The 26,785-nt window shown below is 62.0% G+C and carries 23 protein-coding genes; 14 read left to right on the forward strand and 9 right to left on the reverse strand.

Annotated features, from left to right (window positions below):
- Position 1 precedes the first annotated feature (1 nt).
- Positions 2–1,543, forward strand: a complete 1,542-nt coding sequence (gene lnt, locus ACQY4S_RS11555) for an apolipoprotein N-acyltransferase (RefSeq protein WP_428485348.1) — start codon at positions 2–4, stop codon at positions 1,541–1,543.
- Positions 1,544–1,720: 177 nt separating this feature from the next.
- Positions 1,721–2,179, forward strand: a complete 459-nt coding sequence (locus ACQY4S_RS11560) for a helix-turn-helix domain-containing protein (protein ID WP_428485349.1) — start codon at positions 1,721–1,723, stop codon at positions 2,177–2,179.
- Between the two features lie 144 nt (positions 2,180–2,323).
- On the opposite strand, the gene ACQY4S_RS11565 is transcribed toward ACQY4S_RS11560, so the two are convergent.
- Positions 2,324–2,884 (reverse strand): DUF2244 domain-containing protein, encoded by a 561-nt coding sequence (locus ACQY4S_RS11565; RefSeq protein ID WP_428485350.1) that lies wholly within the window; start codon positions 2,882–2,884, stop codon positions 2,324–2,326.
- A 138-nt stretch (positions 2,885–3,022) separates the two neighbouring features.
- Here ACQY4S_RS11565 and ACQY4S_RS11570 point away from each other — a divergent pair, with 138 nt between their 5' ends.
- Positions 3,023–4,156, forward strand: a complete 1,134-nt coding sequence (locus ACQY4S_RS11570) for an ISAs1 family transposase (protein WP_428485351.1) — start codon at positions 3,023–3,025, stop codon at positions 4,154–4,156.
- A gap of 126 nt (positions 4,157–4,282) precedes the next feature.
- Here ACQY4S_RS11570 and ACQY4S_RS11575 read toward each other — a convergent pair whose 3' ends face one another.
- Positions 4,283–4,762 (reverse strand): hypothetical protein, encoded by a 480-nt coding sequence (locus ACQY4S_RS11575; protein ID WP_428485352.1) that lies wholly within the window; start codon positions 4,760–4,762, stop codon positions 4,283–4,285.
- Positions 4,763–5,351: 589 nt separating this feature from the next.
- Here ACQY4S_RS11575 and ACQY4S_RS11580 point away from each other — a divergent pair.
- Complete coding sequence (locus ACQY4S_RS11580; protein ID WP_428485353.1) at positions 5,352–5,582, forward strand: hypothetical protein; 231 nt, start codon at positions 5,352–5,354, stop codon at positions 5,580–5,582.
- A gap of 99 nt (positions 5,583–5,681) precedes the next feature.
- Positions 5,682–6,917, forward strand: a complete 1,236-nt coding sequence (locus tag ACQY4S_RS11585) for an ABC transporter substrate-binding protein (protein WP_428485354.1) — start codon at positions 5,682–5,684, stop codon at positions 6,915–6,917.
- Positions 6,918–7,355: 438 nt separating this feature from the next.
- Here the strand turns inward: ACQY4S_RS11585 and ACQY4S_RS11590 are convergent, their stop codons facing one another.
- Positions 7,356–7,781: a hypothetical protein gene (locus ACQY4S_RS11590; protein WP_428485355.1), complete on the reverse strand. Its 426-nt coding sequence runs from the start codon at positions 7,779–7,781 to the stop codon at positions 7,356–7,358.
- A gap of 155 nt (positions 7,782–7,936) precedes the next feature.
- Here ACQY4S_RS11590 and guaB point away from each other — a divergent pair, with 155 nt between their 5' ends.
- From guaB to ACQY4S_RS11605, 3 genes are all read left to right on the forward strand, one after another.
- The gene (gene guaB / locus ACQY4S_RS11595; protein WP_428486262.1) at positions 7,937–9,406 is read left to right on the forward strand and encodes an IMP dehydrogenase; all 1,470 of its coding nucleotides are present in this window, start codon (positions 7,937–7,939) and stop codon (positions 9,404–9,406) included.
- 295 nt (positions 9,407–9,701) lie between these two features.
- The gene (locus ACQY4S_RS11600; RefSeq protein WP_428485356.1) at positions 9,702–10,991 is read left to right on the forward strand and encodes an RsmB/NOP family class I SAM-dependent RNA methyltransferase; all 1,290 of its coding nucleotides are present in this window, start codon (positions 9,702–9,704) and stop codon (positions 10,989–10,991) included.
- The gene (locus tag ACQY4S_RS11605) at positions 10,988–11,557 is read left to right on the forward strand and encodes an N-acetyltransferase family protein (protein ID WP_428485357.1); all 570 of its coding nucleotides are present in this window, start codon (positions 10,988–10,990) and stop codon (positions 11,555–11,557) included. The genes ACQY4S_RS11600 and ACQY4S_RS11605 overlap by 4 nt, the downstream gene beginning before the upstream one ends.
- Positions 11,558–11,703: 146 nt before the next feature.
- Here ACQY4S_RS11605 and ACQY4S_RS11610 read toward each other — a convergent pair whose 3' ends face one another.
- Entirely contained in the window at positions 11,704–12,771 is a 1,068-nt protein-coding gene (locus ACQY4S_RS11610) for an amidohydrolase family protein (protein ID WP_428485358.1), read from the reverse strand.
- A 531-nt stretch (positions 12,772–13,302) separates the two neighbouring features.
- Here ACQY4S_RS11610 and ACQY4S_RS11615 point away from each other — a divergent pair.
- The gene (locus tag ACQY4S_RS11615) at positions 13,303–14,943 is read left to right on the forward strand and encodes an ATP-binding response regulator (protein ID WP_428485359.1); all 1,641 of its coding nucleotides are present in this window, start codon (positions 13,303–13,305) and stop codon (positions 14,941–14,943) included.
- 213 nt (positions 14,944–15,156) lie between these two features.
- On the opposite strand, the gene ACQY4S_RS11620 is transcribed toward ACQY4S_RS11615, so the two are convergent.
- From ACQY4S_RS11620 to ACQY4S_RS11635, 4 genes are all read right to left on the reverse strand, one after another.
- Positions 15,157–16,317, reverse strand: a complete 1,161-nt coding sequence (locus tag ACQY4S_RS11620; protein WP_428485360.1) for a pyridoxal phosphate-dependent aminotransferase — start codon at positions 16,315–16,317, stop codon at positions 15,157–15,159.
- 103 nt (positions 16,318–16,420) lie between these two features.
- The gene (locus ACQY4S_RS11625) at positions 16,421–17,302 is read right to left on the reverse strand and encodes a 4-(cytidine 5'-diphospho)-2-C-methyl-D-erythritol kinase (RefSeq protein WP_428486263.1); all 882 of its coding nucleotides are present in this window, start codon (positions 17,300–17,302) and stop codon (positions 16,421–16,423) included.
- Positions 17,303–17,475: 173 nt separating this feature from the next.
- Positions 17,476–19,158 (reverse strand): tetratricopeptide repeat protein, encoded by a 1,683-nt coding sequence (locus ACQY4S_RS11630; RefSeq protein ID WP_428485361.1) that lies wholly within the window; start codon positions 19,156–19,158, stop codon positions 17,476–17,478.
- Positions 19,159–19,300: 142 nt separating this feature from the next.
- The gene (locus tag ACQY4S_RS11635) at positions 19,301–20,938 is read right to left on the reverse strand and encodes an electron transfer flavoprotein-ubiquinone oxidoreductase (RefSeq protein WP_428485362.1); all 1,638 of its coding nucleotides are present in this window, start codon (positions 20,936–20,938) and stop codon (positions 19,301–19,303) included.
- Positions 20,939–21,057: 119 nt separating this feature from the next.
- On the opposite strand from ACQY4S_RS11635, the gene ACQY4S_RS11640 reads away from it, so the two are divergent.
- Genes ACQY4S_RS11640 through ACQY4S_RS11655 form a run of 4 tightly spaced genes read left to right on the forward strand, consistent with a single transcriptional unit; the run spans position 21,058 to position 24,172 of the window.
- Complete coding sequence (locus ACQY4S_RS11640) at positions 21,058–21,795, forward strand: CbiX/SirB N-terminal domain-containing protein (RefSeq protein WP_428485363.1); 738 nt, start codon at positions 21,058–21,060, stop codon at positions 21,793–21,795.
- Positions 21,796–21,812: 17 nt separating this feature from the next.
- Entirely contained in the window at positions 21,813–22,871 is a 1,059-nt protein-coding gene (locus ACQY4S_RS11645; protein WP_428485364.1) for a lactonase family protein, read from the forward strand.
- A 60-nt stretch (positions 22,872–22,931) separates the two neighbouring features.
- On the forward strand, positions 22,932–23,786 hold the full coding sequence (locus ACQY4S_RS11650) for a hypothetical protein (protein ID WP_428485365.1): 855 nt from the start codon (positions 22,932–22,934) through the stop codon (positions 23,784–23,786).
- A 29-nt stretch (positions 23,787–23,815) separates the two neighbouring features.
- A complete protein-coding gene (locus ACQY4S_RS11655) occupies positions 23,816–24,172 on the forward strand; it encodes a YkgJ family cysteine cluster protein (protein WP_428485366.1) in 357 nt (118 codons plus the stop codon).
- Between the two features lie 32 nt (positions 24,173–24,204).
- Here the strand turns inward: ACQY4S_RS11655 and ACQY4S_RS11660 are convergent, their stop codons facing one another.
- Entirely contained in the window at positions 24,205–25,167 is a 963-nt protein-coding gene (locus ACQY4S_RS11660) for an alpha/beta hydrolase (RefSeq protein ID WP_428485367.1), read from the reverse strand.
- Between the two features lie 213 nt (positions 25,168–25,380).
- Between ACQY4S_RS11660 and ACQY4S_RS11665 the strand changes: the two genes are divergently transcribed.
- The gene (locus tag ACQY4S_RS11665; RefSeq protein WP_428485368.1) at positions 25,381–26,592 is read left to right on the forward strand and encodes an LLM class flavin-dependent oxidoreductase; all 1,212 of its coding nucleotides are present in this window, start codon (positions 25,381–25,383) and stop codon (positions 26,590–26,592) included.
- The last annotated feature ends 193 nt before the right edge of the window (positions 26,593–26,785 follow it).

Consider the following 26,785-nt stretch of genomic DNA (forward strand, 5'->3'; position numbering starts at 1 on the left):
AATGCGGATAGCGCGCACCCGGCGGCCGGCTGTCTGGCTTGCCTCGTTGACCGGATGGCGGGCCGACCTGGCGGCGCTGCTGATGGGCGCGGGTTCAGCCTTGGCCCTGCCCCCTGTGCATGCCATTCCCGTGCTGTTGCTGACGGTCCCGGCTTTGCTGTGCCTGATTGAGGGCGCACGCGGATCCGCTGTCGCCGCACGCCGGGGTTGGTGGTTCGGGCTCGGCCTCTATACGGCTGGGCTATATTGGGTCACTGAAGCGATTTTTTTGGAAGCCGACCGCTTCTGGTGGCTGGTGCCTTTCGCGGTTCCGGCCCTGGCCGCGATGCTGGCGCTTTTCACTGCCATCGCCGCCGCCGTTGCGCGCAAGGCTCGCCCTGGCTGGCCGATGGTTTTCACCCTGGCCGGGGCGTGGGTGCTCACCGATTTGGCACGCCAGTTCGTCGCCACCGGCTTTCCATGGAATCCCCTGGGCAGCGTTTGGGAGCTGCCGGGACGGATCGGCGATATTCTGATCCAACCGGCCGCGCTGACCGGCGTGCATGGCATGACCTTTGCCACTGTCCTGCTGGCCGCGACGCCGCTGTTAAGCTGGCGGTGGCGCCTGGGGGGGATTGGATTGCTGGCCTTGTGGTGCGTCTTCGGCATCATAAGACTGGATCAGCCGTCTCCGTCCACCTCGGGCGTGACGGTCCTGCTGGTCCAGGGCAATGTCGCCCAGGGCCAGAAATGGAACCAGGCGCTGCTGGTTGCCATTTTCCGCCACTATTTGTCTCTCACGCGCGATGCCGTCGGCAAGGTGCACGGTCCCGCCGTGGTCGTCTGGCCGGAAACCGCCAGCCCAGCCCTGTTGCAAACGGATCCCGAGGCGCGGGCACTGATCGCCGAGGCTGCGGAGGACAACCAGGCGCTGATCGGCGCGGTCCGCTTCGACGCCGCGGGCCGCCCGCGTAACAGCCTGTTCGCGCTGGGTGCCGACGGCGTGATCGAGGGCATCTACGACAAGTGGCATCTCGTGCCGTTCGGCGAATATCAGCCCGACTGGCTGCCGCTGGGCATCCAGGTTGTTCCAGGCGGCGGCTTCGCGCCGGGTCCCGGTCCGCGTACTCTTTACCTTCCAGGTATCCCGCCGGTCGGTCCACTGATCTGCTATGAGGCGATTTTTTCCGGTCAAGTCGTCGACGAAGCCAACCGGCCAGCCTGGATGGTCAATGTCACCAATGATGCCTGGTTCGGCAACTCCGCTGGACCGCGGCAGCACCTGGCGGCGGCCCGATTACGTGCGGTGGAGGAGGGTCTGCCGCTTCTGCGTGCTGCCAACACGGGCATATCGGCGGCCTTCGACTCGAAGGGACGCGAACTCGCCAGATTGAACATGCGGCAGGCGGGTGTCGTGTCGATCGGTCTGCCAGAGGCTCTTCCCGTAACATTGTATGCCCGCGTCGGACTGTTTCTCCCGGCCTGCATCGGCATGTTAAGCGTCTTTTTTGGACTGTCATGGTGGAGTAAAACGTTAAAGTCAACGCCTCTGTCCAATTTATAATGCTGTTCGAGACATTTGAAACTATTGACAGGGCGTTTTTTCTAAATTAACAATTATTGGTTGCAGTTTATGAGCTGTCCTGCTAAATTCGCGAGGCTTTGATTTGTATGAAACTGTTGATGACGTTTTGGAGCAGGGACTTGTATATGGTCCCTTGCGGGAAAGGAGACGCAGAGCATGGCGGGGGCCGACCAGGTCATGGTGAGTGAGAGAGAGAGCCGCCCCAGCCCGATCGACGTGCATGTGGGCACGCGTATTCGCCTCCGACGTACGCTTTTGGGCATGTCTCAGGAACGTCTTGGCGAGTCGCTCGGTCTGACATTCCAACAGGTCCAGAAATACGAAAGGGGCGTTAACCGCGTCGGCGCCTCACGCCTGTTCGATCTATCGCGCGTCCTGGACGTGCCGATAAGCTTCTTCTTTGATGACATGCCGGATAGTCTGTCAGCGAATTTTGGCGGAGGCCCTAACCGCCGAACAACAGGATTGCAGGATGGCACCGATCCGTTTGGAGATGACACACTCAGCCGGCGGGAAACGCTTGAACTCGTGCGGGCCTACTACCGGATCATTGATCCATCGGTCCGCAAGCGCGTTTTCGACTTGATTAAGTCAATGGGTCCATCCGAAGCCTAAGAGTTTGAGACGAATTCGTTGAATTGGCGCCAGAACGGCCGCCTTTTCCTTTAGTTTGTGTTGGTCCTGCACCCCACAGGCATTGAAACGCGGCTTCCGGCAGTTCATCCGCCGTCGCTCAAACCAGACGCTCTCCGTCAGACGCTAACTTTCCCGAAGCTGCTCATTGTCAAACCGCGGCTGCCGCAAGGCTTGCAAGGCATCTCGCAGCGCCTCGAACAGCGATAGCTTCTCAGGTTCGTGCAGGAAAGCGCCAATCTCCCGAGCAAACCCACGGCTGCTCAGCAGCAAGCGCGAGCAACGATTTTCCGCAGTGTCGAGCTTGATCTGGAGCCATGCGGAAGGCAGTGAGAAGCTATGCCGCCGACCATTATGATCGGTCTGAACAACCGTTATTGCCGCCGAACTTAGCTGAATGAGCTCGCGCGCGCGGGCACGGCGCAGGTTGATCGCCAACAGCAAAACCGCCAGCGAGACTTCAATCACGCTAAAGGTCATCACCGGCCAGGCCCCAATAAACCAGAAGCGACACGCGATTGCCGCGCTGGCAATCGCGACGGCAGCCATCAAGGTCACGCTCCCGCGCCGGCTCAGGCTACGATGAGGCGCGAGCAGCGCCTCGAAAACCGCTTCGGCTGATGCCGGTTGGCCAGCGGTGGACGGCTTGTGATCCTCTGGTGCGCGTGCGGTGGCGGCGATCGACATGCCATGTAGCCTAGCAGCAACCGCCCGATCTACACCAGTGAGCACCGCTTGCCCATCAGGGCGATCGCTTGAGTGGTTGAGGGATTCCCGTGCGGGCTAGAATCGGATTCATCGGAAGCCTCTCATCAGGAGGTCTCTATGTCCATGCCAAGCCAGCCCTGCTTCTTGTCCCACTTCGCGGCCCTCCGGGACCCGCGCCAAGCGACGAAGGTGCTATATCCTCTACCGGAAATCCTGTTGCTGATGCTCTGCGGGACCATCGCCGGTGCGGACGACTTTGTCGAAATCAGCCTGTGGGGCAGCGAACGCCAGGGCTTCCTCCGCCGTTTTCTGCCGTTCAAGCACGGCATCCCGAGCCACGACACATTGTGCGACGTGATCGCGGCGATTGATCCTGAGCTGTTCAAGACATGTTTCCTGACCTGGGTAGACGGGTTGCGGACTGACACGCCCGAGATTATCGCGATCGATGGCAAGACCTCGCGTCGCAGCCATGCCCGCGGCAAAGGGCGTCTGCCGCTGCATACGGTGTCCGCCTGGGCGACGCGTCAGCGATTGGTCCTTGGACAAGAGGCGGTGTCGGCGAAATCCAATGAGATCACCGCCATTCCTGTGCTGCTGCGTCGTCTGGAACTGGCCGGCGCGTTGGTGACCATCGATGCCATGGGCACGCAGAAGGAGATTGCCCAGACGATCATCGAGGGTGGTGGCGATTACGTGCTGGCCTTGAAGGAGAACTGGCCAGCGACCTACGCCGAAGTGGAAACCGTCTTTGCCGATCCACCACCAACGCTGACGCTGCAAAGCTTCGAGACCGTCGATGGCGACCATGGCCGGATCGAAACCCGCCGCCATACGATCTGCCACGACATCGACTGGCTGTTCGCCGAGCGGCGTCATCCGGGCGAATTTGCATTCCCTGGCCTGACCGCCATCGGCATGATCGAAAGCGAAACCGAGCGGGGCGACGTTATCCAGACAGAAACCCGATACTACCTGTGCTCAACCAAACTCAGTGCCGAGACCCTCGCCAGGGTCGTGCGGAGCCGCTGGGGCATTGAGAACCGGCTGCACTGGGTGCTGGATGTGGTATTCCACGACGATTTGGCGCGCCTGCGCACCGCTCATGGCCCTGCCAACATGGCGGTCGTGAAACATACTGCCATGAATTTACTGAACCAGGCGAAACCCGTCACCAGCTTTAAGAACCGCCGTAAAAAGGCCGGCTGGAATCAGGATTATCTGGAAAACGTCATCCGGCGCATCGCATGAGACACTCAAGCGATTCCCCTGGCTTGCCCATGGATCATCGCCAAATGGCAAATATTTCATGCAGCTTATGAAGTGTCCTCCAGACATCCAAACCTGCCGATGATTTGCCGGCGTCTCGGTAGAGGGTCAGCGGACGATGCCTTTGTCTTCGACCCCAAAGCCGCCCGCGGCATTTGCAAGCCGTTGTAGATCGGTCCGTGATACCGTGATGTCCGCCGCCGGACCGCACGTTTCGCTGCCCTTTGCGGTCCGCGAGCCAGCCCAGTGAACGCGGTACGACAACGCCGGCTCTTCTCGACGGCCTTCCACCACCAGGCTACCGCCATCCGTCGCCATCATATTCGGATCAAGCGTACAGTTCGTAACCGATGCACCCACAGCGGAGACAACGGTCGCGGGAATCGCCATCTGCCAGGTATCCGTGTCTTCTGACCCAGGTTTGAAGACCACGATGTCGCCCACCTTGGGCCGGAACTCATCCAGTTGCAGCACCAGAAAAGTGCTCAGGCATCCGGTTACCATGATTGCCATCGCCGCCAGAACCGGCAGCCAGGGCGTCAATGACGAGCCGCGAGAATGGTCTTCGCGCTGATCCGGTCGTCGCATCACTCGGCCGCCTTCTATCAAACTCGGTTAAACCGTTAGCCAAACATTATTGTGCATCGCAGCATAAAAACAAGGTCCTTGTTCGCCGGAAGACGCAATGCGGCCAATACCAACGTGCATACGCGAGAGAAGTTATCGAACGTGAGGGTCGATCGTCCGGTGTGCCAGCGGCAATCACTTCGGCATTGGCAATGCATCAAACCGCTCAGCTTGGTGGCTTTCGTCACAGGTTATACGCAAACCCTGCGGCTTGCTGACCAGCTTACTAATCCTGCCGCATTGCAAATCCGCGACTGGCGGCAAAGGCGACTGCCTCGACCAATGCCCTGTCGCGGCACGGTTAACGCTAGGGATTGGGTGCGTTTGCCGAAGGCGGAACCCATTTGATGGCCCCGCGAACGCCGATCACAACGGCGCCGTTAGCGACGATATTCGACTACTGAAGGAGCTGTGGGATGTCAGCCCGGTTGAGCACCAAGCCACGCACGACAGCCTCAATCCGGTATGCATAAAGCCGCAGCCCGTGTAGCGGCCGCAGTTGCCTGCCGAGTGCCGTAACACGAGATCGCGAATGCCCGCATCTCGCACAATGCTGGTCAGTCTGAAGTGCATAACGGAGGCGGAAAGTCATAACGACACTGACATCACGATCCCTGTCGTCGCGGCGTTGCGCCACGACCGCTTCAAGGGCACGCCATCGGCCCGTGCGGTCTTCGGCAAACGCAAACATGGACTTGATGCGGACTGTCCAACCCCGCACAAGAATCCGCCTGATGCCAATCGTATACTTCCCAAGCAACAAGCACAATCATCTGCTTAAGCGAGTGAATGCTCCACACTTTACATCAACCGCCAGCCATGCGGTGCTGCCGCAGCGTAACACGACCAGGACAAAGGCCGTCGGCGCTGGGAGAAACACATGACACAGCCTACCCTGATTCGACGGCGGTCGGCACTCGCCGCCGTCGCTACCCTGCCGCTGATCAGCGTGGCACAGGCACAAGGTCCGAGGTCCGTGGTTTTCGCCATGATCAGCCCGCTCTCTGGCCCCTGGGCGCGGGAAGGCGAGTTGCAGCGCGGGGGCGCCGAGATGGCGATCGACGACATCAACCAGGCTGGTGGTATCAAGGCGCTGGGCGGTGCGCCGGTGCGCCTGGTCCAATATGACGCCGGCGATAGCGCGGAGAAAGCCAAGAATGCCGCGCAGCGTATGGTGTCCCAGGAACCCGGCGTCGCGGGCGGCTTTGGCGCCTGGCTGTCCACTTTTACCCTGGCGGTGACCGAGGTGACCGAGCGTGCGCAGATCCCCTGGTTCACCCAGTCGTACTCCGACCTGATCACCAGCCGTGGGTTTCGCTTTGTCTTCCAGTCCTCGCCGACCGCCGTGGACCAGGCGGAAAAGGCGCTGCCGACGATCATGGACCTGGCGGCACGCGCCACCGGCAAGCGGCTCAAACGCGTCGCCATCATCGCCGACAACACCGCCTCCACCGTCAGCTTCCTCAAGCCGATCCGTAGTCATGTGCTGGCCGATCTTGGCCTGACCGCGGTGGTCGATGAGGTCTTCACCCCACCCTTGACGGACGCCACGACGCTGGTCCAGCGGGTCCGCTCCGCCAGACCCGATTTCCTGCTGGCGTTATCTTCCAACGTGCCGGATGACAAGATGATCCTGGATAATCTCGCCGAATATGGCATGGGCGGCGGCAAGCTGCCGGTGGTCGGCAATGGCGGCCACTGGGCAACACCGGAACTCGTCGCCAACGCGGGGAAGGCTGTCGTCCAGGGCATGATGATCATCACCGCCGCCGGTGCCGGCCGCGGACTTGAGGACATCGAGCGCCGCTACATGGCTCGCACCAAGGAACCCTGGATGCTGCAGGAACCTATCATGGCCTATGGCCACATCATGCTGCTGGCCATGGCGGTGGAGCGCGCCGGCAGCGCCGACCGCAAGGCAGTGGCCGATCAGATCCGTGCCTTCGACCTGCACGACGGTCCGGCGCTGCTGTTCCCGGGCCAACACGTGAAATATGACGCGGCCGGGCGGCGGGTCGATGCGGAACTCATGATCGTGCAATGGCAGAACGGCCGGATCGTCACGACTTACCCACCCCAGATGGCGGTGACAAAGGCTATCTGGCCAAGCAGCTAGCGAACCACAGGTTCCCTCTATCGGTCGTCTGCCATGATATGAAGATCGGTTGGCTTGGCCAGCCGACGAATGCGACCTATATGCTATCCACTGTCATGATCATGCCGAGAGGATGACACAGGTGGATACACGACGAGCCGCATTACCGAAGTCGAAGCGTGGGGAAACCAAGATGGCGGCGTCGAAAGTGGTTATCAGCCGAAAAACAAAATCCTCGCCGTCCCGCGCCGCGCCATCAACTAGCAGCAACAGCCAGGCGAGACACCTACAGGCCGCGCAAATGGTACGTGATCTTCGAAGCCGAGCGGAAATCTTGTTGGCGAATGCGGATCGTCTGCTTGTACGCCTGTCTTGAACGGTGGCTAAAAGAACGATCGACGAACTCATTGCGGCGATCGAGGTGGTTCAGGTTTTGGAACAGACGGTCGCCAGGCACGATCAGGCAATCGAGAAAATCGTGGACAAGCTGGAGCAGATCCAGCGACGGCTTGATGCCATGTTGGTGGCTCGTCCGCCTTGAGTGGCCGAAAACCTCTGAACTGGCCGTCCGGCGTCGAACAAATCAGCCTTGAAGACCTTGGGCGGCTCGGCATTAATCAGCACGACCAGCTTTTTTGGGATGGACGGCGGATCGAGGTCAGGCAGTCGCTTGTCCTGACCGGCTTTCAGAAAGGTATTGCCGCGCTGGCGGCACTGTGCGCCGTTCTCGGCGCTCTGGGCGGTTTCGTGACAGGCGTTAACAATGCTTCCATCTTCCTTTGCGCGCGGGGCAACGACTGGCTGAGCTGCCCCGTCCCGCAGGCCTCGGTTTCCCGGCCAGGCACAGCGCCGCCAGACGCTCCATCGGCCGAGCAGCGATGACATTGCTGCAAACCGATGAATTGAGCGTTGTCATCCAGCCGACGCTTGCGGAATCCAGCCTGTCGCCCTATGTGGGGCCGCCAAGGTAGCGGAAAGGCTCACCGCCCATGGCACTCGATAATGCCCAGCAGACGCTTCCCGCGTCCAGTCTCGCCCGAATGGTTTCCGCCCGCGTGGAGGAAGCCCTGGCATTCGACGATGTTCTAATCATTCCGGCCTATTCTCAGGTATTGCCTTCCTCGACCAATACGGCGACCCGGCTGACCCGCGGCATAGGCCTGAACATTCCGCTAATCTCCGCCGCCATGGACACCGTCACGGAATTCGAGATGGCGATCGCCATGGCGCAGCTTGGCGGCATGGGCGTCATCCACAAGAACATGACCCTGGACGAACAGGCCGCCCAAGTTCGCCGCGTCAAGAAGTTCGAATCGGGCATGGTGGTCAATCCGTTGACCATTCACCCTGATCAGACCCTGGCGGACGTCAAGGCGCTGATGGCCGCCCAGCGGATCAGCGGCATTCCCGTGGTCGAACGCGAAACCAACCGCCTGGTCGGCATCGTCACCAACCGTGATGTCCGCTTCGCCACCGAGCCTAGCCTGAAGGTCTATGAGTTGATGACGCGGGAAAATCTGGTCACGGTCACCGCCGACGTGGGCGCCGACCTTGCCCGCCGCCTGCTGCACAAGCACCGCATCGAGAAGCTGCTGGTGGTCGACGACGCCTATCGCTGCATTGGCCTGATTACCGTCAAGGACATGGACAAGGCCGAGTCGCACCCGCTCGCCAACAAGGATGAACTCGGGCGGCTGCGTGTCGCCGCCGCAACTGGTGTGGGCGCCGATGGCGAGGCCCGTGCCCGCGCACTGATCGCGGCCGAAGTGGATGTGGTCGTCGTGGATACCGCGCATGGACACTCCCAGGGTGTGCTGCGGGCGGTGGAGGCAATCAAGAAGGCGTCCAACACCACACAGGTGATCGCCGGGAACGTCGCCACGCCGGAGGGCGCGCTGGCGTTGGTCGCCGCCGGGGTGGATGCGGTAAAAATTGGCATCGGCCCAGGCAGCATCTGCACCACGCGTGTCGTCGCCGGCGTCGGTGTGCCGCAATTCACCGCCGTACTGGAAACCTCCGCCGCTTGCAAGGAGCAGGGCATTCCGGCCATTGCCGACGGCGGCATGCGGACCAGCGGCGACATCGTCAAGGCGATCGCCGCCGGTGCGGATTCTGTCATGATCGGTAGCTTGCTTGCAGGTACCAATGAAGCGCCTGGGGAAGTCTTTCTCTACCAAGGCCGCTCCTACAAGTCGTACCGCGGCATGGGCAGTCTGGGGGCAATGGCCCGCGGCTCCGCCGACCGCTATTTCCAGCAGGACATCAAGGATGAACTGAAACTGGTTCCCGAGGGCATCGAGGGCCGCGTTGGTTACAAGGGCCCGGTCAGCAGCGTCGTGCATCAGCTTGTCGGCGGTCTGAAGGCCGGGATGGGCTACACCGGCAGCTCCGACATCACCAATCTGCAGTCAGCCACCCGCTTCCGCCGCATCACGGGCGCTGGCCTGCGGGAAAGTCATGTCCACGACGTTGCAATTGATCGCGAGGCGCCGAATTATCGGCAGGATTGATGGGCGACGGTGTTGCATTTGATGGCTGAAGGGGTGGCGTCAGTCGCGTCCCGTCGATGCTTTCATAAGCGGATCCGGGGCACCGGCTTTCTGCCATGTCACGCCCGACGGAGGCTGGCCATCCCGATGCGTTTAATTTCCGCGCCACAAGTCATGGGTGGCCAGCCAGCGTCCGTTCGTCTACCTGACCCGTGCGACGATTGCGATACCTTGCCAAACGCCTGCCTCAGTCAACCAAGTTAGCCCCCGTGGCGACAGGCCCAGCCGCGACACAAAGCGATCCGGTAACCCATCCATGACCCCCGCCGCGCGGATCGCCGCCGCCATCGACCTGCTGGAGGCGGTGGAGACGGCATCCAGCCGTCCCGCCGACGCCATTGCCAACGACTTCTTTCGCGCCCGCCGGTATATTGGTTCCGGCGACCGGCGTGCGGTCGCGGACCGCGTCTGGAACGTGCTACGCGCCCGCCGCCGCCTTGGCTGGTGGATTGGCGATGCCGTACAGACACCTCGCCTTCTGGTCGCCACCTCTCTCCTGTTGGAAGGTTGGACGCTGTCCGGCGTGCGCGGGGCCTATTCCGGCGGCCAATTCGCCGCCTCTGGCCTGCACCGCCCCGAGAACAACGTGCTGGAACGCATTGCTGGCCATAGTCTCGATCACCCCGCCATGCCGGAAGCGATCCGGCTCGAGGTTCCTGACTGGCTGCTACCCCGGCTGACTGCCCGCTTTGGCACCGCCCTGACCGCGGAGATGGCGGCCTTGGCCAAACCCGCCCCGCTCGATCTGCGGGTCAATGCACTGAAGGGCGACCGCGCTCAGGCACAGGCCGCACTGGCGGCGGAGGGTTGGGTTGCGCATCCGACCGAGATCTCCCCCTGGGGGTTGCGCATTGATGGCCGCCGCCCGATCACCACGGGTCCCGCCTTCATGTCGGGCCTGATCGAGATTCAGGACGAGGGCAGCCAGTTGGTTGCCGTCATGGTCGGCGCGACGCCCGGCATGCGGGTCGTGGACTGGTGCGCCGGCGCCGGCGGCAAGACCCTTGCACTGGCCGGCATGATGGAAAACCGCGGTCAGATCGTCGCTTGCGACGTGTCATCACCGCGCCTGGATGGCGCGGTCCGCCGGCTGCGCAGAGCCGGAGTGCATAACGTGGAGCGCCATTTGCTGGAGTCAGGGGACAAGTGGCTGAAGCGGCGCGCCGGCAGCTTTGATCGCGTACTGGTTGATGCCCCCTGCACCGGCACCGGTACCTGGCGGCGCAATCCCGATGCTCGGCTGCGCTTGGTTGAGCGCGACCTGAGTGAGTTGGTGTCGAAGCAGGCCGGGATTCTCGACACCGCGCAAAGTCTGGTTCGCAAAGGCGGCCGTTTGGTCTACGCTACCTGCTCCCTGCTGGAAGAGGAAAACGAGGCTCAGGTGTCTGGCTTTCTTTCGCGCCATCCCGATTTCGTGGTTGTCCCGCTGTGGCGGGCCTGGTCATTGGTCAACCCAGCACCAAGCGGTGGTGATTTTCTCTTCCTGACCCCGGCCAGGCACGGCACGGACGGCTTCTTTGCGGCTGTGCTGGAACGCGCCGCTTGATCTCGTTGCGCAAGGCCAGGGGCGCGGACGCGATCGCCATCGGCGCGGTGCATGTCGCGGCCTGGCGCAGCAGCTATCCTGGCATTCTGCCGGATGCCTTCCTGGCGAAGCTGTCGGTCTCCCGTCAGGCGGCGCATTATGACGCGGCGATCCGCGGCGGCACGGGTGTCGTGGTCGCCACCGCCTCCGGCGTCGATGTGCCGACCGGCAGCGGCCCCCGTATTGTTGGCTTCACCACCGCCGGGCGCGCCCGACATGCGGAAATTGGCGGCAAGCGCCTGGCGGAAGGGGAGGTTGAGACATTATATGTGTTGGATGACTGGCGCGAACGCGGCGTCGGCCGCCGTCTGATGCGTGCAGCCGCCTCCCATCTCGTCGATATCGGCTGCAAATCGGCGTTCTGCTGGGTGCTGCGTGACAATCCCAGTCGCTGGTTCTACCAGAGGCTGGGCGGCAAGCCGATCGCGGAAGCATCAATCCAGATCGGTGGCGAAAAAATCGCCCAGACCGCGTTTGTTTGGGACCCAATCGAGCAACTGCTGGCGGCGTCGCCGCAGGCGTCGTAGCAGCGGCGGAAAACTCACTCATTCTATGTTAGCGGAACGGCCGCCGAGAACAACGACCCCTCATGATTGGCGGCAAGTTCGCCAGCCACACAACTGCTGAGGCTTTATTGGCTGACGAGGCGGCAGAACCAAAGCGGTTTGGCTGGCTATAACCCAAACAGCGTCTTCGCATTACCTCCCGCGATTGCCGCCCGATCAGCACTCGTTAAGGACGTTGTGGAATTTATGTGACCAAGTGGGTCATACTCGCCCATGTCGTACGGGTAATCGGTGCCCAACAGTATTTTCTCGACACCAAACAGCTTAACCAAAGCCTCCAACTGGTGCGGCGTAAATACGATCGTATCAAGATAGACCTTTTTCAAGTAATAGCTGGGCGGCTTCGGCAGATCGCCGTGCGAGTCGCTGCGCGCGCCCCAGGCGTGGTCGATCCGTCCGGAATAAGCTGGCAGGAAGCCGCCGCCATGTGAGGCAATGATCTTCAGGTCAGGATACCGTTCCAGAACGCCATCAAAGATCAGATGATGCAGCGCCATTGTCGTATCCAGCGGATTGCCGATCACGTTGCTGAAATAGAACCGCCCGAATCGGCGAGGTTCGGTGAACCCGCTGGGATGGATGAACACCACGGCGCCAAGCGCCTCCGCCTTTGCCCAGAACGGTTCGAAATCAGGATCGGACAGTTCCAGGTCGCCGACATGCGCCAGCACCTCGACGCCTTTCAAACCGAGTGACTGCATGCAGTATTCCAGTTCCGAAGCAGCCGCCGCACCGCCCGCCTGCAGCGCGACCGATCCAAGAGCCGCCGGAATACGGTCCGGCATCTTGGCCGCGATCGCCGCGACACCCTCGTTCACCAGCCGCGCCGCCTGTATGCCTACCTCCGGTGGCACGCCATAATAGCATTGTGGCGGTGCCGGGCTGATCACCTGGGCATCCAGCCCCATCGCATCAAAATCCCGCATCCGCAGGCCCAGGTCAATGAGGTTCGGCGTCCGATCCTCATCCTGTCGACGCGTCAGGATCCGGGTTTCCTCGGTATAGACGCTGGCCCGGGCATCAGGTTTGATGTGCTCCCGCACCAGATCCGCCGCCGCGGGAACCAGCACGTGCGAGTGAATATCGATCGTCAGGCTGGACGGCCTGGTTTCCCGCCCCAGCCGGCCATGTGCCCGTGCCGCGGTCAAGTCATAACGATTGCTCGGTTCGCTCATTGGTGTGTTGGCGCCTTGATCTGGTGCGAAAAGTCGAACTGTGGTGGCGACAGTGTCTGTTCGGGAGGAGAAGCCTTTCACTCAGAGACTGGCCCAGCGCTGCTACGTTGGCAACACAGGCATTCGGTGTGCAGGGGAACGACGCTCAGAGCGTTATCGCCTGAGGCTGAACAGTCTGAAGGCGTGAATCACGCGATCAAACAAGCAGGTAAGCCATGATCGGACATCAGCGATAATGCAATCCAAAACAATCATGGTCTTATGTTGCCGGACCATTTCATCATCCTGCCCCCGACCTGCTTTATCGCTCCCTGTGTTGTGCCTCAACCGGTCATGAGGCTGGCGCGTTATTCGGGCCAATGGTAAAGACTGTTCCGATCTTGCAAGTCAGATGCAGATAGGCTGCATCAGCCTTTTCCGTGGTAGGGAAACGGGGTCAGCCGTTAGCCGCCCGCGGCACTGGACGAGCGGACAGAAGCTGGCTGAGGACCGGTTTGGCGACAGCCTCGGCAACAACCGGAAATCCGCCAAATGAACCCTTTGGCACAACCAGGAAAGCTGGTTCTGAACGTTGACGGCGATGCGGCTGTGCGCAATATCAGGACACAGATAATCCGTACAGCCGATTTGGACGTGATCGAGGCCGATGACGGCCCGGCGGCCTTGGTGCTGATCACGCAACAGCACCCGAACCTTGTGCTGCTGGACGGACGATTGCCCGAAATCGATGGCATGGACGTTGGCCAGCGGATAAAGGCTGAGTGGCCGGACATCATCGTGATCAAGATCTCAAGCCCTTTGGTCATGCGCGCCGCTGAGGTCGGCATCCCCAACGGCGGTGCCGACTGCTGTCTGACAACCAGGGTGGACCCGCACGACCTGATGACGGTCACCTGTGCCATGCTGCGGCTGCGTGGGGCCGATATTCAGGCACGGCAACATGACGAGCACTACCGCATGATCATTGAGACCGCGACAGAGTGCGCGGTCATTACCTGCGACCTGGATGGTCGCATCACAAGCTGGAACGCCGGTGCAGAGATGATCTTCCGCCAGTCTCCAGCCGAGGTCATCGGCAAGTCGCATGAATATATCTTTGCTGACACTGATATAGCCGCCGACCGTCCGGAGCAGACGACAAGCGGCGCACCCTCCGGCCTGAACGTCGAGTCGGAGTGCTGGCACCAGCGGAGTGACGGCTCGCTGTTCTGGTCCAGCAGCCGCGTGCTGCCGCTGCTTGACCGTGGCGGAAGCATCTCTGGATATCTAAAAATTCTGCACGACCGGTCGGAGCAACACGCGTTTCGCGACGCGGTGAACGCGGATCTGGAACAGCGTGTCGCGGATCGCACGCGCGAACTCGCGGCGGCAAACGCGAATCTGCTGGCCGAAATCGCCGAACACGACCGCACTGCCGAGCAGCTTCGCCAAGCGCAGAAGATGGAAACTCTTGGCCATCTGACGGGCGGCATCGCACATGACTTTAATAACCTGCTGACCGCCATCATGGGGGGGCTGGAGGTCATGCGCCTGCGGATCGAGGATCCTCGAACCTTGCGGCTGATCGACAGTTCCATGAACGCCGCCGAGCGCGGAGCCAGATTAATCGCGCAACTCGTTGCGTTTGCACGCAAGCAAAAGCTGCATGTCGAGCGTGTCGACCTAAACAGGCTGGTGAGCAGTATGCGGCAGGAGCTGGAGCGCGTCGTTGGCGCGCCAGCCAAGGTCTCGCTGGCGCTTGACCCAAAGGCATGGCCGGTTCTAGCGGACGCTGGCCAGGTACGGATGGCGTTACGTAACCTTTCGGGAAATGCCCGGGCCTCGATGGAATCCGGCGGACTATTAACGATTTCGACCGGCAACGAGTCGGTCGCCGCCTCCGCGAGCGGTTCGACACTACCGGCTGGCGATTATGGTACGTTTTGCCTGCGTGACAACGGCAAGGGCATGTCAGAGGACGTCCTGGCGCATCTGTTCGAGCCGTTCTTCACCACGAAGGATGTCGGAAAAGGGTCCGGCCTTGATCTTGCTCAGGTTTATGGGTTTGTCCGCCAGTCTGGCGGCGACATTCGAGTGAGCAGCAGACCCGGCCATGGCACCAGTCTTACAATTCTGCTGCCACGCGCACCAGAGATCGCCGGCGAGGCTCCCACGCAAGAAGCAGACGCATGAGGCGTGCCGCACGCGATCAACAGAGCGACTTAATGACAGTCTAGAGCTTGATCGCCTGAGGCTGACTTGGTCAAAGGCGTGAATCACGCGATCAAACATCGAGTTAAAGCGCGAGTTCTGGGTCAACCTAAACCAGTCGCGCTTTAACAATGGTGCGGCATGAAATGCACCTCGATGACGGTCCGGGGTCGTACGGATGCCGAGTGGGCGCGTCTACCGCCAGTTTTGCAGCCGTTCCGCCGCCGCGTGCATGTCAGCCTCTGGACCACAATAGCTGAAGCGGATGAACCGGGTGCCGCGCGCGTGGTCGAAATCCACACCCGGCGTCGCGGCAACTCCGGTCTCGCGCAGCATTCGCGCGCAGAATTCGACACTGTCGTTCGACCGGTCGCTGATGTCGGCAAACAGGTAGAACGCGCCCTCGGCCGGCGACAGCCGACTAAATCCCGCTGACGGCAACGCCGCCAGAAGATAATCCCGCGACCGCCGGTAGCACGCGACATTGCCTTGTAATTCAGCATGACAATCGAACGCCGCCTCGGCTGCGACCTGGGAGATATGCGGCGCGCTGATGAACATGTTCTGTGCCAGGCGTTCCACCGGCCGCACCAGATCGGGTGGCAGCACCAGCCAGCCGATCCGCCAGCCGGTCATGGAGAAATATTTCGAAAAACTGTTCACCACGATTGCCTTGGCAGTGAATTGCGCGGCCGAGGCAATCGGATGGTCATAGTTCAATCCATGATAGATCTCGTCGCTGATCAGCCGCACGTCATTGCGGTCGCACCAGGCGGCGATCGCTGCCAGCTCGTCGACGTGCAGCATTGTCCCAGCCGGGTTACAGGGGCTGGCGACAATCAGCCCGGCCGGCCGCGCTTCCAGCCGATCCAGCATCGCGACGTTCGGCTGGAAGCGCGTTTCCGGTCCGGCTTCCAGAACCACCGGAGTCATCCCCAGCGCGGTCAGGATATTGACGTACGGCGGGTAGAACGGCGATGTCATGGCAATGCGGTCACCCGGATCAAAAGCTGCCAGGAATGCCAGCGGAAAGGCGCCGGACGCGCCGACCGTCACCGCGATCCGCTCGATAGGAAGATCCAGGCCATACCAATCCTTGGCATGGGCGGCGATACGTTCACGGAGCGAGCGCCGACCGAAGGCCTCGGTGTAGCCGAGTGGATGGCCAGAGTTCAGAGCGGCCTGCGCCGCTGCCACCGCTCCGGCCGGCGCTCCGGTGCCGGGCTGGCCGACTTCCATTCGGATGATGTGGGGCGCACCGGGCGGCAACGCGGCCTGACGGGCATTGGCCGCGGCAATGATGTCCATCACCAGGAAAGGCGGTGCCGCGGCGCCCTTGCCGATCTTCAACGCCACAGATTAACGCCAATTTCGTTGACTGCCGACACAAACGTCATCTGGTGACTTTTCTCTCCTTGTAGCCGGTGACGCAGCCATGCCTTGCAGGACCGGTAGTGTGCTATGATCCCGCCGACGCGCGAGACTCACGTCTGATGGCCCCGCCCCACACCCACCATCCGGGCTCGCTGATCGCATGCGCCGCCGCCTGAGCCGCCGACGCTGTTTCATACAAGCCAAAGCATGTCGCGCCAGATCCGCTCATGCGGGTTAGCAGACAGGCTGGATTGGCCGACAGGGCCATCAGCACATTCTCGATGACAGGGACGATCAGCCGAGCCGCGGGCTGCAGATCATTGCGGATTGTATGGAGGGTGGCGGCAAGGGAGGCTGCATCCGGCCAGCCCGCGGGCAACGCCGCTGGCAGTGAAAACGCGCCCATGCGAGCCTTGAATACGGATGGCGTGGCGACTGCCACTCCGGGATTGACCAGCACGATCCCCGCCTCCGGCAGCGTCGGTGATGAAGAAAGCCGTTCACCGATGCCGGCCAGGCGCGCCGGCTCGTCGAACAGACAGACGGGCACGTCCGCACCCAATCCCAGGGCAATCAGGCCCAGTCGCTCCGGCCCCGGATCGACCGCCCATAACCGGCACAGCAGGCGCAACGCGGCAGCGGCGTCAGCCGATCCACCGCCGACCCCGGAGGCGACGGGCAGATGCTTTTCCAGAATGACCCGGCCGGATGGAGTGACGCCTGTCGCAGCCGCCAGTGCCTGGGCGGCACGCAGCACGAGATTATCGGTGCCTTGGTCCAGGCTGGCCGCGAATGGTCCAGTGATGGAGAGCGAAAAATCTCGCGCCGGCGTAGCGGTAAGCCGATCACCAATGGCGGCAAAGACGACCAGGCTGTCCACAAGATGATAGCCATCCTCACGCCGCCCAACGACGTGAAGATGCAGGTTGATTTTTGCCGGCGCGTCTTCGATCAGGATTGGGGACATGGTGGTCAATGGTTTATCACGCTGGATTTGAACCAATTCATCGGCTCAGCCTCAGGCGGTTTGAACCCGGCTGCACGAACCTTCTCTGCTGTCATGGGCCGGTGCACCAGTGTCGGCGCTAGCTCAAGCGGCCCATCCGAATGCCGCTTGCCGCCGCCACCCGGTTGTCCCGCCTACTGCCCGCTGAGCACCGCGCCGACGTGCCCGGTGTTCAGCTTGGCTTCCAGCTTCACCGCATCATCCGGCGCGGGGTTCAGCGTCAATGCACGCCGCCACTGATATTGCGCCTCCACCTTCCGCCCCGCGGCCCAATAGGCGTCCCCAAGGTGCGCGTTGATCGTCGAGTCCTCGGGCTCCATTTCCACCGCCCGCTCCAGCGTCTTGACCGCATCCTTCGCATCGCCCTGCCGAAACATCACCCAGCCGAGGCTGTCGGTGATCGCACCGTCATTCGGCCGCTTCTCCGCCGCGCGCTCGATCATCTGGCGTGCCTTGGCGAGATGATGACCCGAATCGGCCCAGGAGTAGCCAAGGTAGTTCAGTACAAAAGGCTGATCGGGCGAAAGCTCCAGCGCATGATTGAAATCGGCTTCGGCCTTCTGCCACTGGTGCGAGCGCTCCTCGGCAACGCCGCGATCGTAGAACATCACCCAATCCGTCGCCGCGGGAAGCGTATCGCGAACAATCGCCCTGTCGTAGGCAGCGACGGCATCGGGAAAGCGCTGCTTCATGCGCAGGATATCGCCGCGCTGCAAATCCGGCAGCGAGCTTTCGGGATAGTCGTGGGACAGACGCTCCAGATCCCGCATCGCGTCATCCGCCTTCCCCAGCCGATCAACGATTGCCGCTCTGCGCAACTGCACCACCGGGTAGATCGGATCCGTGGTCGCCACGTCGTTCAGCATGTGCAGCGCAACCTGGGGATGCCGCTCATTCACCAGTATATCGGCAGCCAGCAGCTTCGCCGCGGTCAGATCCGGCCGCAGGTCCAGTGCCAAGTGCAGCATGATCAGGGAGAACTCATCAGCCTCCTGCGCGCGCAGTAGGGCGGCGAAGGTAAAATAGGCTTCAGCCACCCCATCACTGGGACGCGCCACGGGTTGCTTGGTAACATTCGCCAACAGGCTGGGCATGGCGATCCCGAGCTCCGGCGCCACCGTCGGTAGACCCCCCAGGATCTTTTGCGCATCCGCCGGTTGACCAGTGCGAGCCTGCCAACTGGCAAGGATTTGCGCCAGCCGCAGGTTGGGCTCCGACACATCGGTTTCCACGACGTGATAAAGCTTGCCGGCTTCCTCCTCGCGGTTGCCAATATCGGCGATCATCGCCGCGTTCAGCGCAAAAATGCCACGGAACCGCGGGTTGTCGACATAAGGCTGCAAAGTGGACAGCGCGGCGTCGACACGCTTGTCTCCCAACTGCGCCCAAGCGAGCAGAAGCGGCTGCAGCAACTGGGTCAGGCCCTGTCGGGGCAACCCGCGAAAGCGCTGCTCGGCCGCCGACCAGTGGCCCGCCTTGATGTCCACATCCGCGAGCACGAGCTGAGCGACCTGACTGTCCGGCAACTGGCGCGCGAGCTTGACGGCTTCCGGCCGGCCAGCGGCCAAGCACGCAACGAACGCCTGCAAAATCAATTCCGGATCGTCGGGCCGTTGCGCAACCGCCTTGAGCAGGTCGTTGGCGGCGGTCGTCGAATCACCCTCCGACAGCGCGAACCGTCCAACCAGGTAATTGCCCAGCACGCCATTTTGGCTCTGGTCCGCGGCGCTACCGGACGAAGGCTCGGACGCGGCGCAAGCCGACAGCAGCGACAACGACAAAAGAAACGCTCTGCGAGCGCCACGGACATGTTGCATCTGCACACTCTACCAGTCGTGATCGTCCGTGTCAGTCATCTTGAGATGGTTGCGAATGACAAATCCTAAAGATGTCCGCCCCCTTGGAGTGAGCTGAACGACAGGCTGAATAGGTCCCGTCCGCGACAAGACCAATGAACGATCACATCCCGCCCGGATAGTTTGGTCCGCCGCCGCCCTCCGGGGTAACCCAGTTGATGTTCTGACTCGGGTCCTTGATATCGCAGGTCTTGCAGTGAACGCAGTTCTGCGCGTTGATCTGCAGCCTTGGCGCACCCTCCTCCGCACCGACGATCTCGTAGACCGAGGCTGGACAATAACGCACCTCCGGACTGCGGAACCGCGCCCAGTTGAGATCGATCGCCTTGGCCGGGTCGCGCAATGTCAGATGGGCCGGCTGATTTTCCTCATGGTTGGTGTTGCTGATGAACACCGAGGACAGCCGGTCAAAGGTCAGCACCCCGTCCGGCTTCGGATAGGCGATCCGCGGCGCGGCGTCGGCATCAACCAAGGTGTCATTGTCGGCGTGCGGGTGATGGAAGGTCCAGGGCGCCTTGCCGCGCAGTACATAGGTATCCAACGCGCTGTAGGCGATGCCACCCCATAGGCCGAACTTCGCGAAGGAAGGCCGAACATTGCGGACCTTCGAGAGTTCCTCCCATATCCAGCTTTCGCGCAGGCGATCCGGATAATTGGTCAGTTCAGCCGGCACATTGCCGGCCAGCGCCTCGGCCACGGCTTCCGCTGCCAACATGCCGGACTTCATCGCGGTATGCGTGCCCTTGATCTTCGGCACATTCAGGAACCCCGCTGCATCGCCGATCAGCAGGCCGCCGGGGAATGTCAGCTTCGGTAGCGACTGCATCCCGCCTTCGTTCAGCGCCCGCGCGCCATAGGAGACGCGGCGGCCGCCCTCGAAGTGCTTGCGCATGACCGGATGGGTCTTGAACCGCTGCATCTCATCGAACGGCGACAGCCACGGATTGCTGTAGTCCAGGCCGACCACGAAGCCGAACGAGACCAGGCCTGCGCCGAAATGATAAAGCCACGAACCGCCGTAGGTCGCGCGATCCAGCGGCCAACCCACGCTGTGCTCGATCAGGCCCGGCTTATGGTTTGTGGCCGGGATCTCCCACACCTCCTTGATGCCAATCGCGTAGGTCTGCGGATCACGCCCGTCGCGCAGGTTGAACCGCTGCATCAACTCCTTGGAAAGTGATCCGCGGCAGCCTTCGGCAAACAGCGTGTACTTCGCCCTCAACTCCATGCCGCGCTGGAACTGGTCGGTCGGCTCACCGTCCTTGCCGACACCCATGTCACCGGTCGCAATACCGACGATGCGGCCGTCTTCTTCCAACAGTTCCGCCGCGGCGAAGCCAGGATAGATTTCCACGCCAAGCGCCTCCGCCTGCTGTCCAAGCCAGCGGACGACGTTGCCCAACGAGACAATGTAGTTGCCGTGGTTGTGCATCTGCGGCGGCGTCGGCAGACGGTAGGATTTGGTCGCGGTCAGGAACAGGAACCGATCCTCGGCCGCCGGCGTGTCCAGCGGCGCGCCCTTCTCTTTCCAGTCCGCAATCAGTTCGTTCAGCGCGCGCGGTTCAATCACCGCGCCGGACAGGATGTGGGCGCCAACCTCGCCGCCCTTTTCCACCAGGCACACGGCGATGTCCGGCGAAATCTGTTTCAGCCTGATCGCCGCCGACAGGCCCGACGGACCGCCGCCCACGACTACCACGTCGAACTCCATTGCCTCCCGCGGGGGCAGTTCGTCTGCCATATCTAACTCCTTGTCGCTTTTGCGATGCCCACATTTTTGGCCTTATCTGCGCCAGATCACCAAATGGGGCAAACCTGCATTACAGCTTTCATGTAAGCGCCCACGAAGGAGTGTCACCGGTGCGTCTCAACGATGCCTTGCTGCTGGTCGCGCATGGGTCAGCCCGCTACCCCGACGCCAGCCGCATCGCGCTGGCGCAATTGGCGCGGATCAAGCAGGCCGAACCCATGCGAGAGGTCGGGCTGGGCCTGCTGAATGGCACGCCGTCGGTGGCCGAGGCGCTCGCCGGTCTGGCCGCTCCTGTCGTCCGCGTCGTGCCCTGGTTCATGGAAGATGGCTATTTTACCAAGGTGGCGGTGCCCCGCGCGCTGGCAATAACACAGCCCGGCGCGATCGACCGGCTTCGGCTTTGTCCCCCTGTCGGCGTGCATGCCGGCATGGCCGACCTGATCGTGCAATGCGCCCTGGATGGCTGCTCGGCTCGCGGCATCTCGCCTCAGGCGACCACGGTCCTTGTCGTGGGACATGGATCAGCACGCGCGTCGGGACGGGCGCTGGCGCTGCATCGGCATGTTTCCATAGCAATGACCGCGATGGCATTTGCGCAGATCAAGGCAGCATGCCTGGAAGAGGCCCCGTTCTTCGCCAACGCGCTACGGGCCCTGCGCTGCCACACTGTCGCGGTAATCGGCTTCTTTGCCGGTGAAGGCAGCCATGTGTACGAGGATGTGCCGGAACTGATTGCGGCGGAGCAGCGCTTGCGTGGTCCAAGCGGACCGCCAGTTCACAATTATGGCTCGGTGACGGAAACGCCTGAAATGACGCATATCATAATGGCGCAAGCAAGCGCCGCCTGAACAAATGGGGAGCAAGCATGTTCGCTTATGTCGGTGGCTATACCACTGCGGATCGCGACGGACGCGGCAATGGCATCAATGTCTATCGGGTTGATCCGGTCAGCGGCGCCTGGGCCCACTTGCAGAACGTGGGGGGCTTGGAGAATCCCGCCCTGTTTACCCTCAACCGGGCGCAAACAAGATTGTACAGTGTACATGGCGGGCGGAGCCTGGTCAGTGCCTTCGCGCTGGATCGCCACACCGGCGCGCTGTCCCTGCTTAATCAAGTGGATTGCCAGGGCAGCAATCCGGTCGATTCGGCGCTGGACCCGACCGAGCGATTCCTCGTGGTGGCGAACTATGGCAGCGGTGCCGTCGCGGTTCTGCCGGTGGAGACCGACGGCAGATTGCTGTTCCCCACCCAGGTTGTCGCATTGGTCGGCGCGCCAGGACCCGATCCGAAGCAGCAGACCTCGTCCCATCCGCATGCGGTCATCTTCGACCCGAGCGGGCGGTTTGTTATCGTGCCCGACAAAGGGTTTGATCGCACCTTTGTGTTCAGCCTGCAAGATGGACGCCTGGTACCGGCCGCTCAGGCCTCCGTTGCTTCGCGGCCCGGTGCCGCGCCCCGTCATGCCGCGTTCCACCCAAGCCTTCCGGTGCTGTACGTCAACAATGAACTGGATTCGACAGTGACGATGTTCGCGTGGGACGCGGCGTCGGGTCAGGCCACGGAGCGGCAAGTGACAACGACCATCCCGAGCGGGTTCGTCGGACGGAACACCACGGCCGAGATCGAGGTGTCGCCAAACGGGCGGTCGCTTTACGTGTCAAATCGGGGCGAGGACAGCATTGTGCAATTTGACGTGGACCCGCGGTCTGGCCTGTTGACCTATGCGGGCCACTTCCCGACCGGTGGCATGAAGCCCCGCTTCTTTGCGCTGGGACCCGATGGGCGGCACCTGTATGCGGCCAATCAGGACAGCGACGACATCACGGTGTTCCATATCGACTTGAAAAGCGGAAGTCTGATCCCGACCGGCGTGCGCATTGGGGTCGGCAGTCCGTCGGCGATCAGCTTCGTCGCAAGCACTTGAAATCTGAAGCCGATCCCGTCGATACTGATGCCAATCGAGAGTCACCACAAGGATGACGCCATGGCCAAAGCCAGCACCGGCATCGCGACCACCAAGAAAGCAAAGACCGCGGCCGATCCTCTGCCTGCCAAAAAACCACCGGCTCGAAAGGCGAAGGTCGCCGTCAAGGCCGCTACGCCGGCAGCGAGTGGTCAGACCGGGCTGAGGAAGCAAGCGGGCAGCAAGATGCCTACGAAGAAGGCGCCGAAGAAAGTGGCTGCTTTACCACTGCCTGCTTCGAAGGGCGCTGTTTCCCGGAAGGCCGCGCCATCCAAGCTCACGCCAAAGCGGTCCGCGCCGCCGAGGGTGGTCGCCAAGCCGGCCACTCGAATGAAGCCGGTTGAGAAGACCGTCGCCGGCTCGAAGACCGTTAATTTGAAGAAGGCCGCACCGCGTCGAGCCCAGGTCAAGGCGGCCGTCGCTGTCCCCACTGCACGCCGCAGTCGCCCGCCGGTCACCTCGAAGCGCGCAAAGCCGTCCATGCCGCATGTCAAGGCGCCACAGTCTTTCACCGTCAGCCACCTGAACGAGACCGAGTTCAAAGCCGATGGCTTGCGCAGCTACGCCCAGTACCGCGACTTGGGGATCGCCGCCGCAACCGCCGGCCTGTGCCAGGCGCATGTGATCCGTTTCGTTCCACCTTGCACCAATGAGGTCCGCAAACCCCATCTGCACAGCGTGGACCTGCAATTGGTCTATGTCCTGAAGGGCTGGATGAAGAACGAGTTCGAAGGGATTGGCGTACAGATGATGTCCACTGGAAGCTGCTGGCTGCAGCCCTCCGGCGTCAGGCACACGGTGCTGGACTACTCGGCGGACTGCGAGGTGCTGGAAATCATCGTGCCGGCCGACTTCAAGACGGAGGACGTTGGCTGACCCATCTAGCGCGATCGCGATAAGGCCCGATGGCATCGCACGAGCGGCTTGATTGCCTGAAGTGCCCGGCGCTGTGCTGCCGCATGGCAGGCTATGTTCGGGTCAGCCGGGATGACATCCGCCGCCTGTCGAAGCACCTGAACATCAGCCCAGCCGACTTCGATAAGCGCCACATCGTGGAGGTCAGCAAGACCGGCGAAAAGCGGATCAAGGAGGGCTACAAGACCTGCCAGTTCCTCACCAATAACCACATGTGCGGTGTCTACGAGGCTCGGCCGCACGACTGTCGCGGCTATGTCTGCTGGAACCAGCCGGACGAGACTGTTTATGGGTATGCCGTGTTCCTGCAGAATGATGTCGCGCGGCTGCGGGAGATGGAGAAGTGAGTGTTGTTTCTATCCTGTTAGGAAACAACTGTTTATCCCACGACCTTCTGTAGGAAGGCCTCTGATCGGGCCGCGGCTTCCTCGGCCAGACGGTTGGGAAACAGCGTGAAGCCGTGCGCCCCACCTGGATAGACGGCTAGTTCCGCTTCATTCCCGGCAGCAATCCAGCGGGCATGCATGAACATCGAATCGTCCAGCAGCGCATCAGCGGTTCCGACGCTGAACAGTGCTGGACACAGCCCTTTCAGGTCCGCGTAAAGCGGCGAGATATCCGGCACCCGCCGATCCGTGATTGTCGGCAGGAACGCGTTGTAGAACTGCTGCATGTCAATCGTCCGCAGCACCAGCCGGCGGTTGCCGAAAGCCCTTTGGCTTGGGGTCATGCTGAGGTCGAACGCGCCATAAACCAGATTAGCACCACGAAACCTGGTATAACCGTATCGGTCGCGCAATCGCAGGATCGTCACCGCCGCCAGATGCCCGCCCGCCGACTCGCCGCCAATCGTCAGAACGTCGGTAGCGAATTCCGCCTTTGCGTGGTTCACCAGCCAGGCCGCGGCGAACTCGCAGTCGTCCGGTCCGGCGGGATACGGATGCTCGGGCGCCAGGCGGTATTCGACGCTGACGACAGCCACGCCGGCCTTGTCGGCAATCTGCTCCAGCATCGGATCTTGCGAGTCGGCCGAACCCAGCACCCAGCCGCCGCCATGAACATGCAGATAGACACCGCGCGGCTGGTCCGGCGCGATGATCCGCAGCGGGATCTCGTTGCCGTCCCGCCCGGGAACGATAATGGTTCGCGCCCGCGATGACTTGACCGGCGGCGGGAACGGACCACGCCCCTGCCGCCGCGCTTCCCGCGTGACCTCCGGGCCGATGTTCCACCAGTCCGGCAAGCCCGTCATCAAACCAACCAACGCGTCGTTCAGCTTTAACGTGTCCTCGGCGATCGCGTCCGTGTGAAACAAGGCGGGCCGCAGCGGGTTGTCGGTCATGGAGCCCTCTGTGTGATCTGAAGCTTCAGGTTCAATATACCGGGTCTCGGCGAAACCCAAAGCGGTGCCAATTCCAGGGCGCGGGTCCGATTGACTGTCAGCAACGTCTGCCGGCCCGCTTCAGCGCAATCGACCCGACAACCCGCCTCGCTCGACTTTTCACAGGCGCCAGGTCTAGCATACCGGCCAGTAGGAAACGGCGGGAGGCAAGCCATGAAATTCGGACTCTTCTATGAACTGCAATGTCCGCGGCCCTGGGAAGTAGACACCGAGCACAAGCTCTACCAGAACGCCCTTTCGCAGGTCGAATTGGCCGACCGTCTCGGCTACCATTACGCCTGGGAAGTGGAGCACCACTTTCTGGAAGAATACTCCCATTCGCCGCAGCCCGAGGTCTTTCTCGCCGCCGCCAGCCAGCGCACCAAGCAGATCCGCCTGGGCCATGGCATCATCCAGCTCACCACCAACCATCCCGCGCGCGTTGCCGAGAAAGTCGCCTGCCTGGATCTGGTCAGCAACGGTCGGGTCGAGTTCGGCATGGGCGAAGGCGCCAGCATCACCGAACTCGGCCCGTTCGGCCGGCAGATGGAAGACAAGCAGGCGGTCTGGGAAGACGGCGTGCGCTGCGTGCTGCCAATGTTCAAGGACGGCGGCTGGGAGTATGACGGCCCGTATTTCAAGCAGCCGCTGCGCAACGTGCTGCCCAAGCCCATCCAGAAGCCGCACCCGCCGCTATGGGTCGCCTGTTCTCAATTGGAAACGATCGAGATGGCCGGCCGCTGCGGCATTGGTGCCCTCGGTTTCCAGTTCCTGTCGGCGGAAATGGCGCATGCCTGGGTGCACGCCTACTACAATTCGTTTGTGCTGCGACAGAAAAAGCTGACCGACTACCAGTCCAACTGCAACATCGCGATGGTCAGCTACTTCATGTGCGCCAAAACCGATGAGGAAGCGCGCCGCCGAGCCGATGGCGTAACGTTCTTCCAGTTCTCGCTGGCCTATTACAGCAGTGCCCGCAACCGTGAACGCGCCGCACCCGGGACGATCAGCCTTTGGGACGAATACAACGCCTGGAAGCAGGCCAATCCGGAACTCGCTTACAAGGCACTGACCGGCGGCCTGATTGGATCGCCGGAAACGATTCGGCGGAAGCTGCGGCGCTTCCAGGACTCGCATGTCGATCAGATCATCCTGCTCAACCAGGCCGGTAAGAACAGTCATGCGCATATCTGCGAAAGCCTGGAGTTGTTCGCCAGCGAGGTGATGCCTGAATTCACCGCCAACGAGGCCGAACATCAGGAATGGAAGCGCAAGGTGCTGTCGCGGGAGATCGAACTGGAGGACATCGACACCACACCGTTCAAGGATCGTGCCGGTGTCGGCAAGGGTGTCGCGATCAACAAGCTGGCCACTGCGGCGGAGTAATCCTGGCCGATCCGGTTCCGAGCGGCCCGGTGGCGCCGGATCATGCCGGATCCGCGGGCGGACAAGCCACGTGTCCCGCCCACCTGGGCGCACAAAATCGTGTGTTCCTGACAGCATTTTTCCTTTGACACGGAGTGGCTGCCGCCGCTGATGTGGCGGTCGGTGCGAGGATGGGCTTTCTGCTGACCGCGCC

This window comes from Rhodopila sp. (assembly GCF_965276935.1).
Lineage (GTDB): Bacteria > Pseudomonadota > Alphaproteobacteria > Acetobacterales > Acetobacteraceae > Rhodopila.

Coding starts and splice junctions, on each gene's coding strand:
- ACQY4S_RS11585 (WP_428485354.1), top strand. CDS start 5,682: ATGACACAGCCTACCCTGATTCGACGGCGGTCGGCACTCGCCGCCGTC.
- ACQY4S_RS11565 (WP_428485350.1), bottom strand. CDS start 2,884: ATGTCGATCGCCGCCACCGCACGCGCACCAGAGGATCACAAGCCGTCC.
- ACQY4S_RS11560 (WP_428485349.1), top strand. CDS start 1,721: ATGGCGGGGGCCGACCAGGTCATGGTGAGTGAGAGAGAGAGCCGCCCC.
- ACQY4S_RS11590 (WP_428485355.1), bottom strand. CDS start 7,781: ATGTCATCGCTGCTCGGCCGATGGAGCGTCTGGCGGCGCTGTGCCTGG.
- ACQY4S_RS11625 (WP_428486263.1), bottom strand. CDS start 17,302: ATGTCCCCAATCCTGATCGAAGACGCGCCGGCAAAAATCAACCTGCAT.
- ACQY4S_RS11610 (WP_428485358.1), bottom strand. CDS start 12,771: ATGAGCGAACCGAGCAATCGTTATGACTTGACCGCGGCACGGGCACAT.
- ACQY4S_RS11660 (WP_428485367.1), bottom strand. CDS start 25,167: ATGACCGACAACCCGCTGCGGCCCGCCTTGTTTCACACGGACGCGATC.
- ACQY4S_RS11630 (WP_428485361.1), bottom strand. CDS start 19,158: ATGCAACATGTCCGTGGCGCTCGCAGAGCGTTTCTTTTGTCGTTGTCG.
- ACQY4S_RS11635 (WP_428485362.1), bottom strand. CDS start 20,938: ATGGCAGACGAACTGCCCCCGCGGGAGGCAATGGAGTTCGACGTGGTA.
- ACQY4S_RS11645 (WP_428485364.1), top strand. CDS start 21,813: ATGTTCGCTTATGTCGGTGGCTATACCACTGCGGATCGCGACGGACGC.
- ACQY4S_RS11615 (WP_428485359.1), top strand. CDS start 13,303: ATGAACCCTTTGGCACAACCAGGAAAGCTGGTTCTGAACGTTGACGGC.
- ACQY4S_RS11580 (WP_428485353.1), top strand. CDS start 5,352: ATGCTGGTCAGTCTGAAGTGCATAACGGAGGCGGAAAGTCATAACGAC.
- ACQY4S_RS11575 (WP_428485352.1), bottom strand. CDS start 4,762: ATGCGACGACCGGATCAGCGCGAAGACCATTCTCGCGGCTCGTCATTG.
- ACQY4S_RS11655 (WP_428485366.1), top strand. CDS start 23,816: ATGGCATCGCACGAGCGGCTTGATTGCCTGAAGTGCCCGGCGCTGTGC.
- lnt (WP_428485348.1), top strand. CDS start 2: ATGCGGATAGCGCGCACCCGGCGGCCGGCTGTCTGGCTTGCCTCGTTG.
- ACQY4S_RS11600 (WP_428485356.1), top strand. CDS start 9,702: ATGACCCCCGCCGCGCGGATCGCCGCCGCCATCGACCTGCTGGAGGCG.
- ACQY4S_RS11665 (WP_428485368.1), top strand. CDS start 25,381: ATGAAATTCGGACTCTTCTATGAACTGCAATGTCCGCGGCCCTGGGAA.
- guaB (WP_428486262.1), top strand. CDS start 7,937: ATGGTTTCCGCCCGCGTGGAGGAAGCCCTGGCATTCGACGATGTTCTA.
- ACQY4S_RS11570 (WP_428485351.1), top strand. CDS start 3,023: ATGTCCATGCCAAGCCAGCCCTGCTTCTTGTCCCACTTCGCGGCCCTC.
- ACQY4S_RS11650 (WP_428485365.1), top strand. CDS start 22,932: ATGGCCAAAGCCAGCACCGGCATCGCGACCACCAAGAAAGCAAAGACC.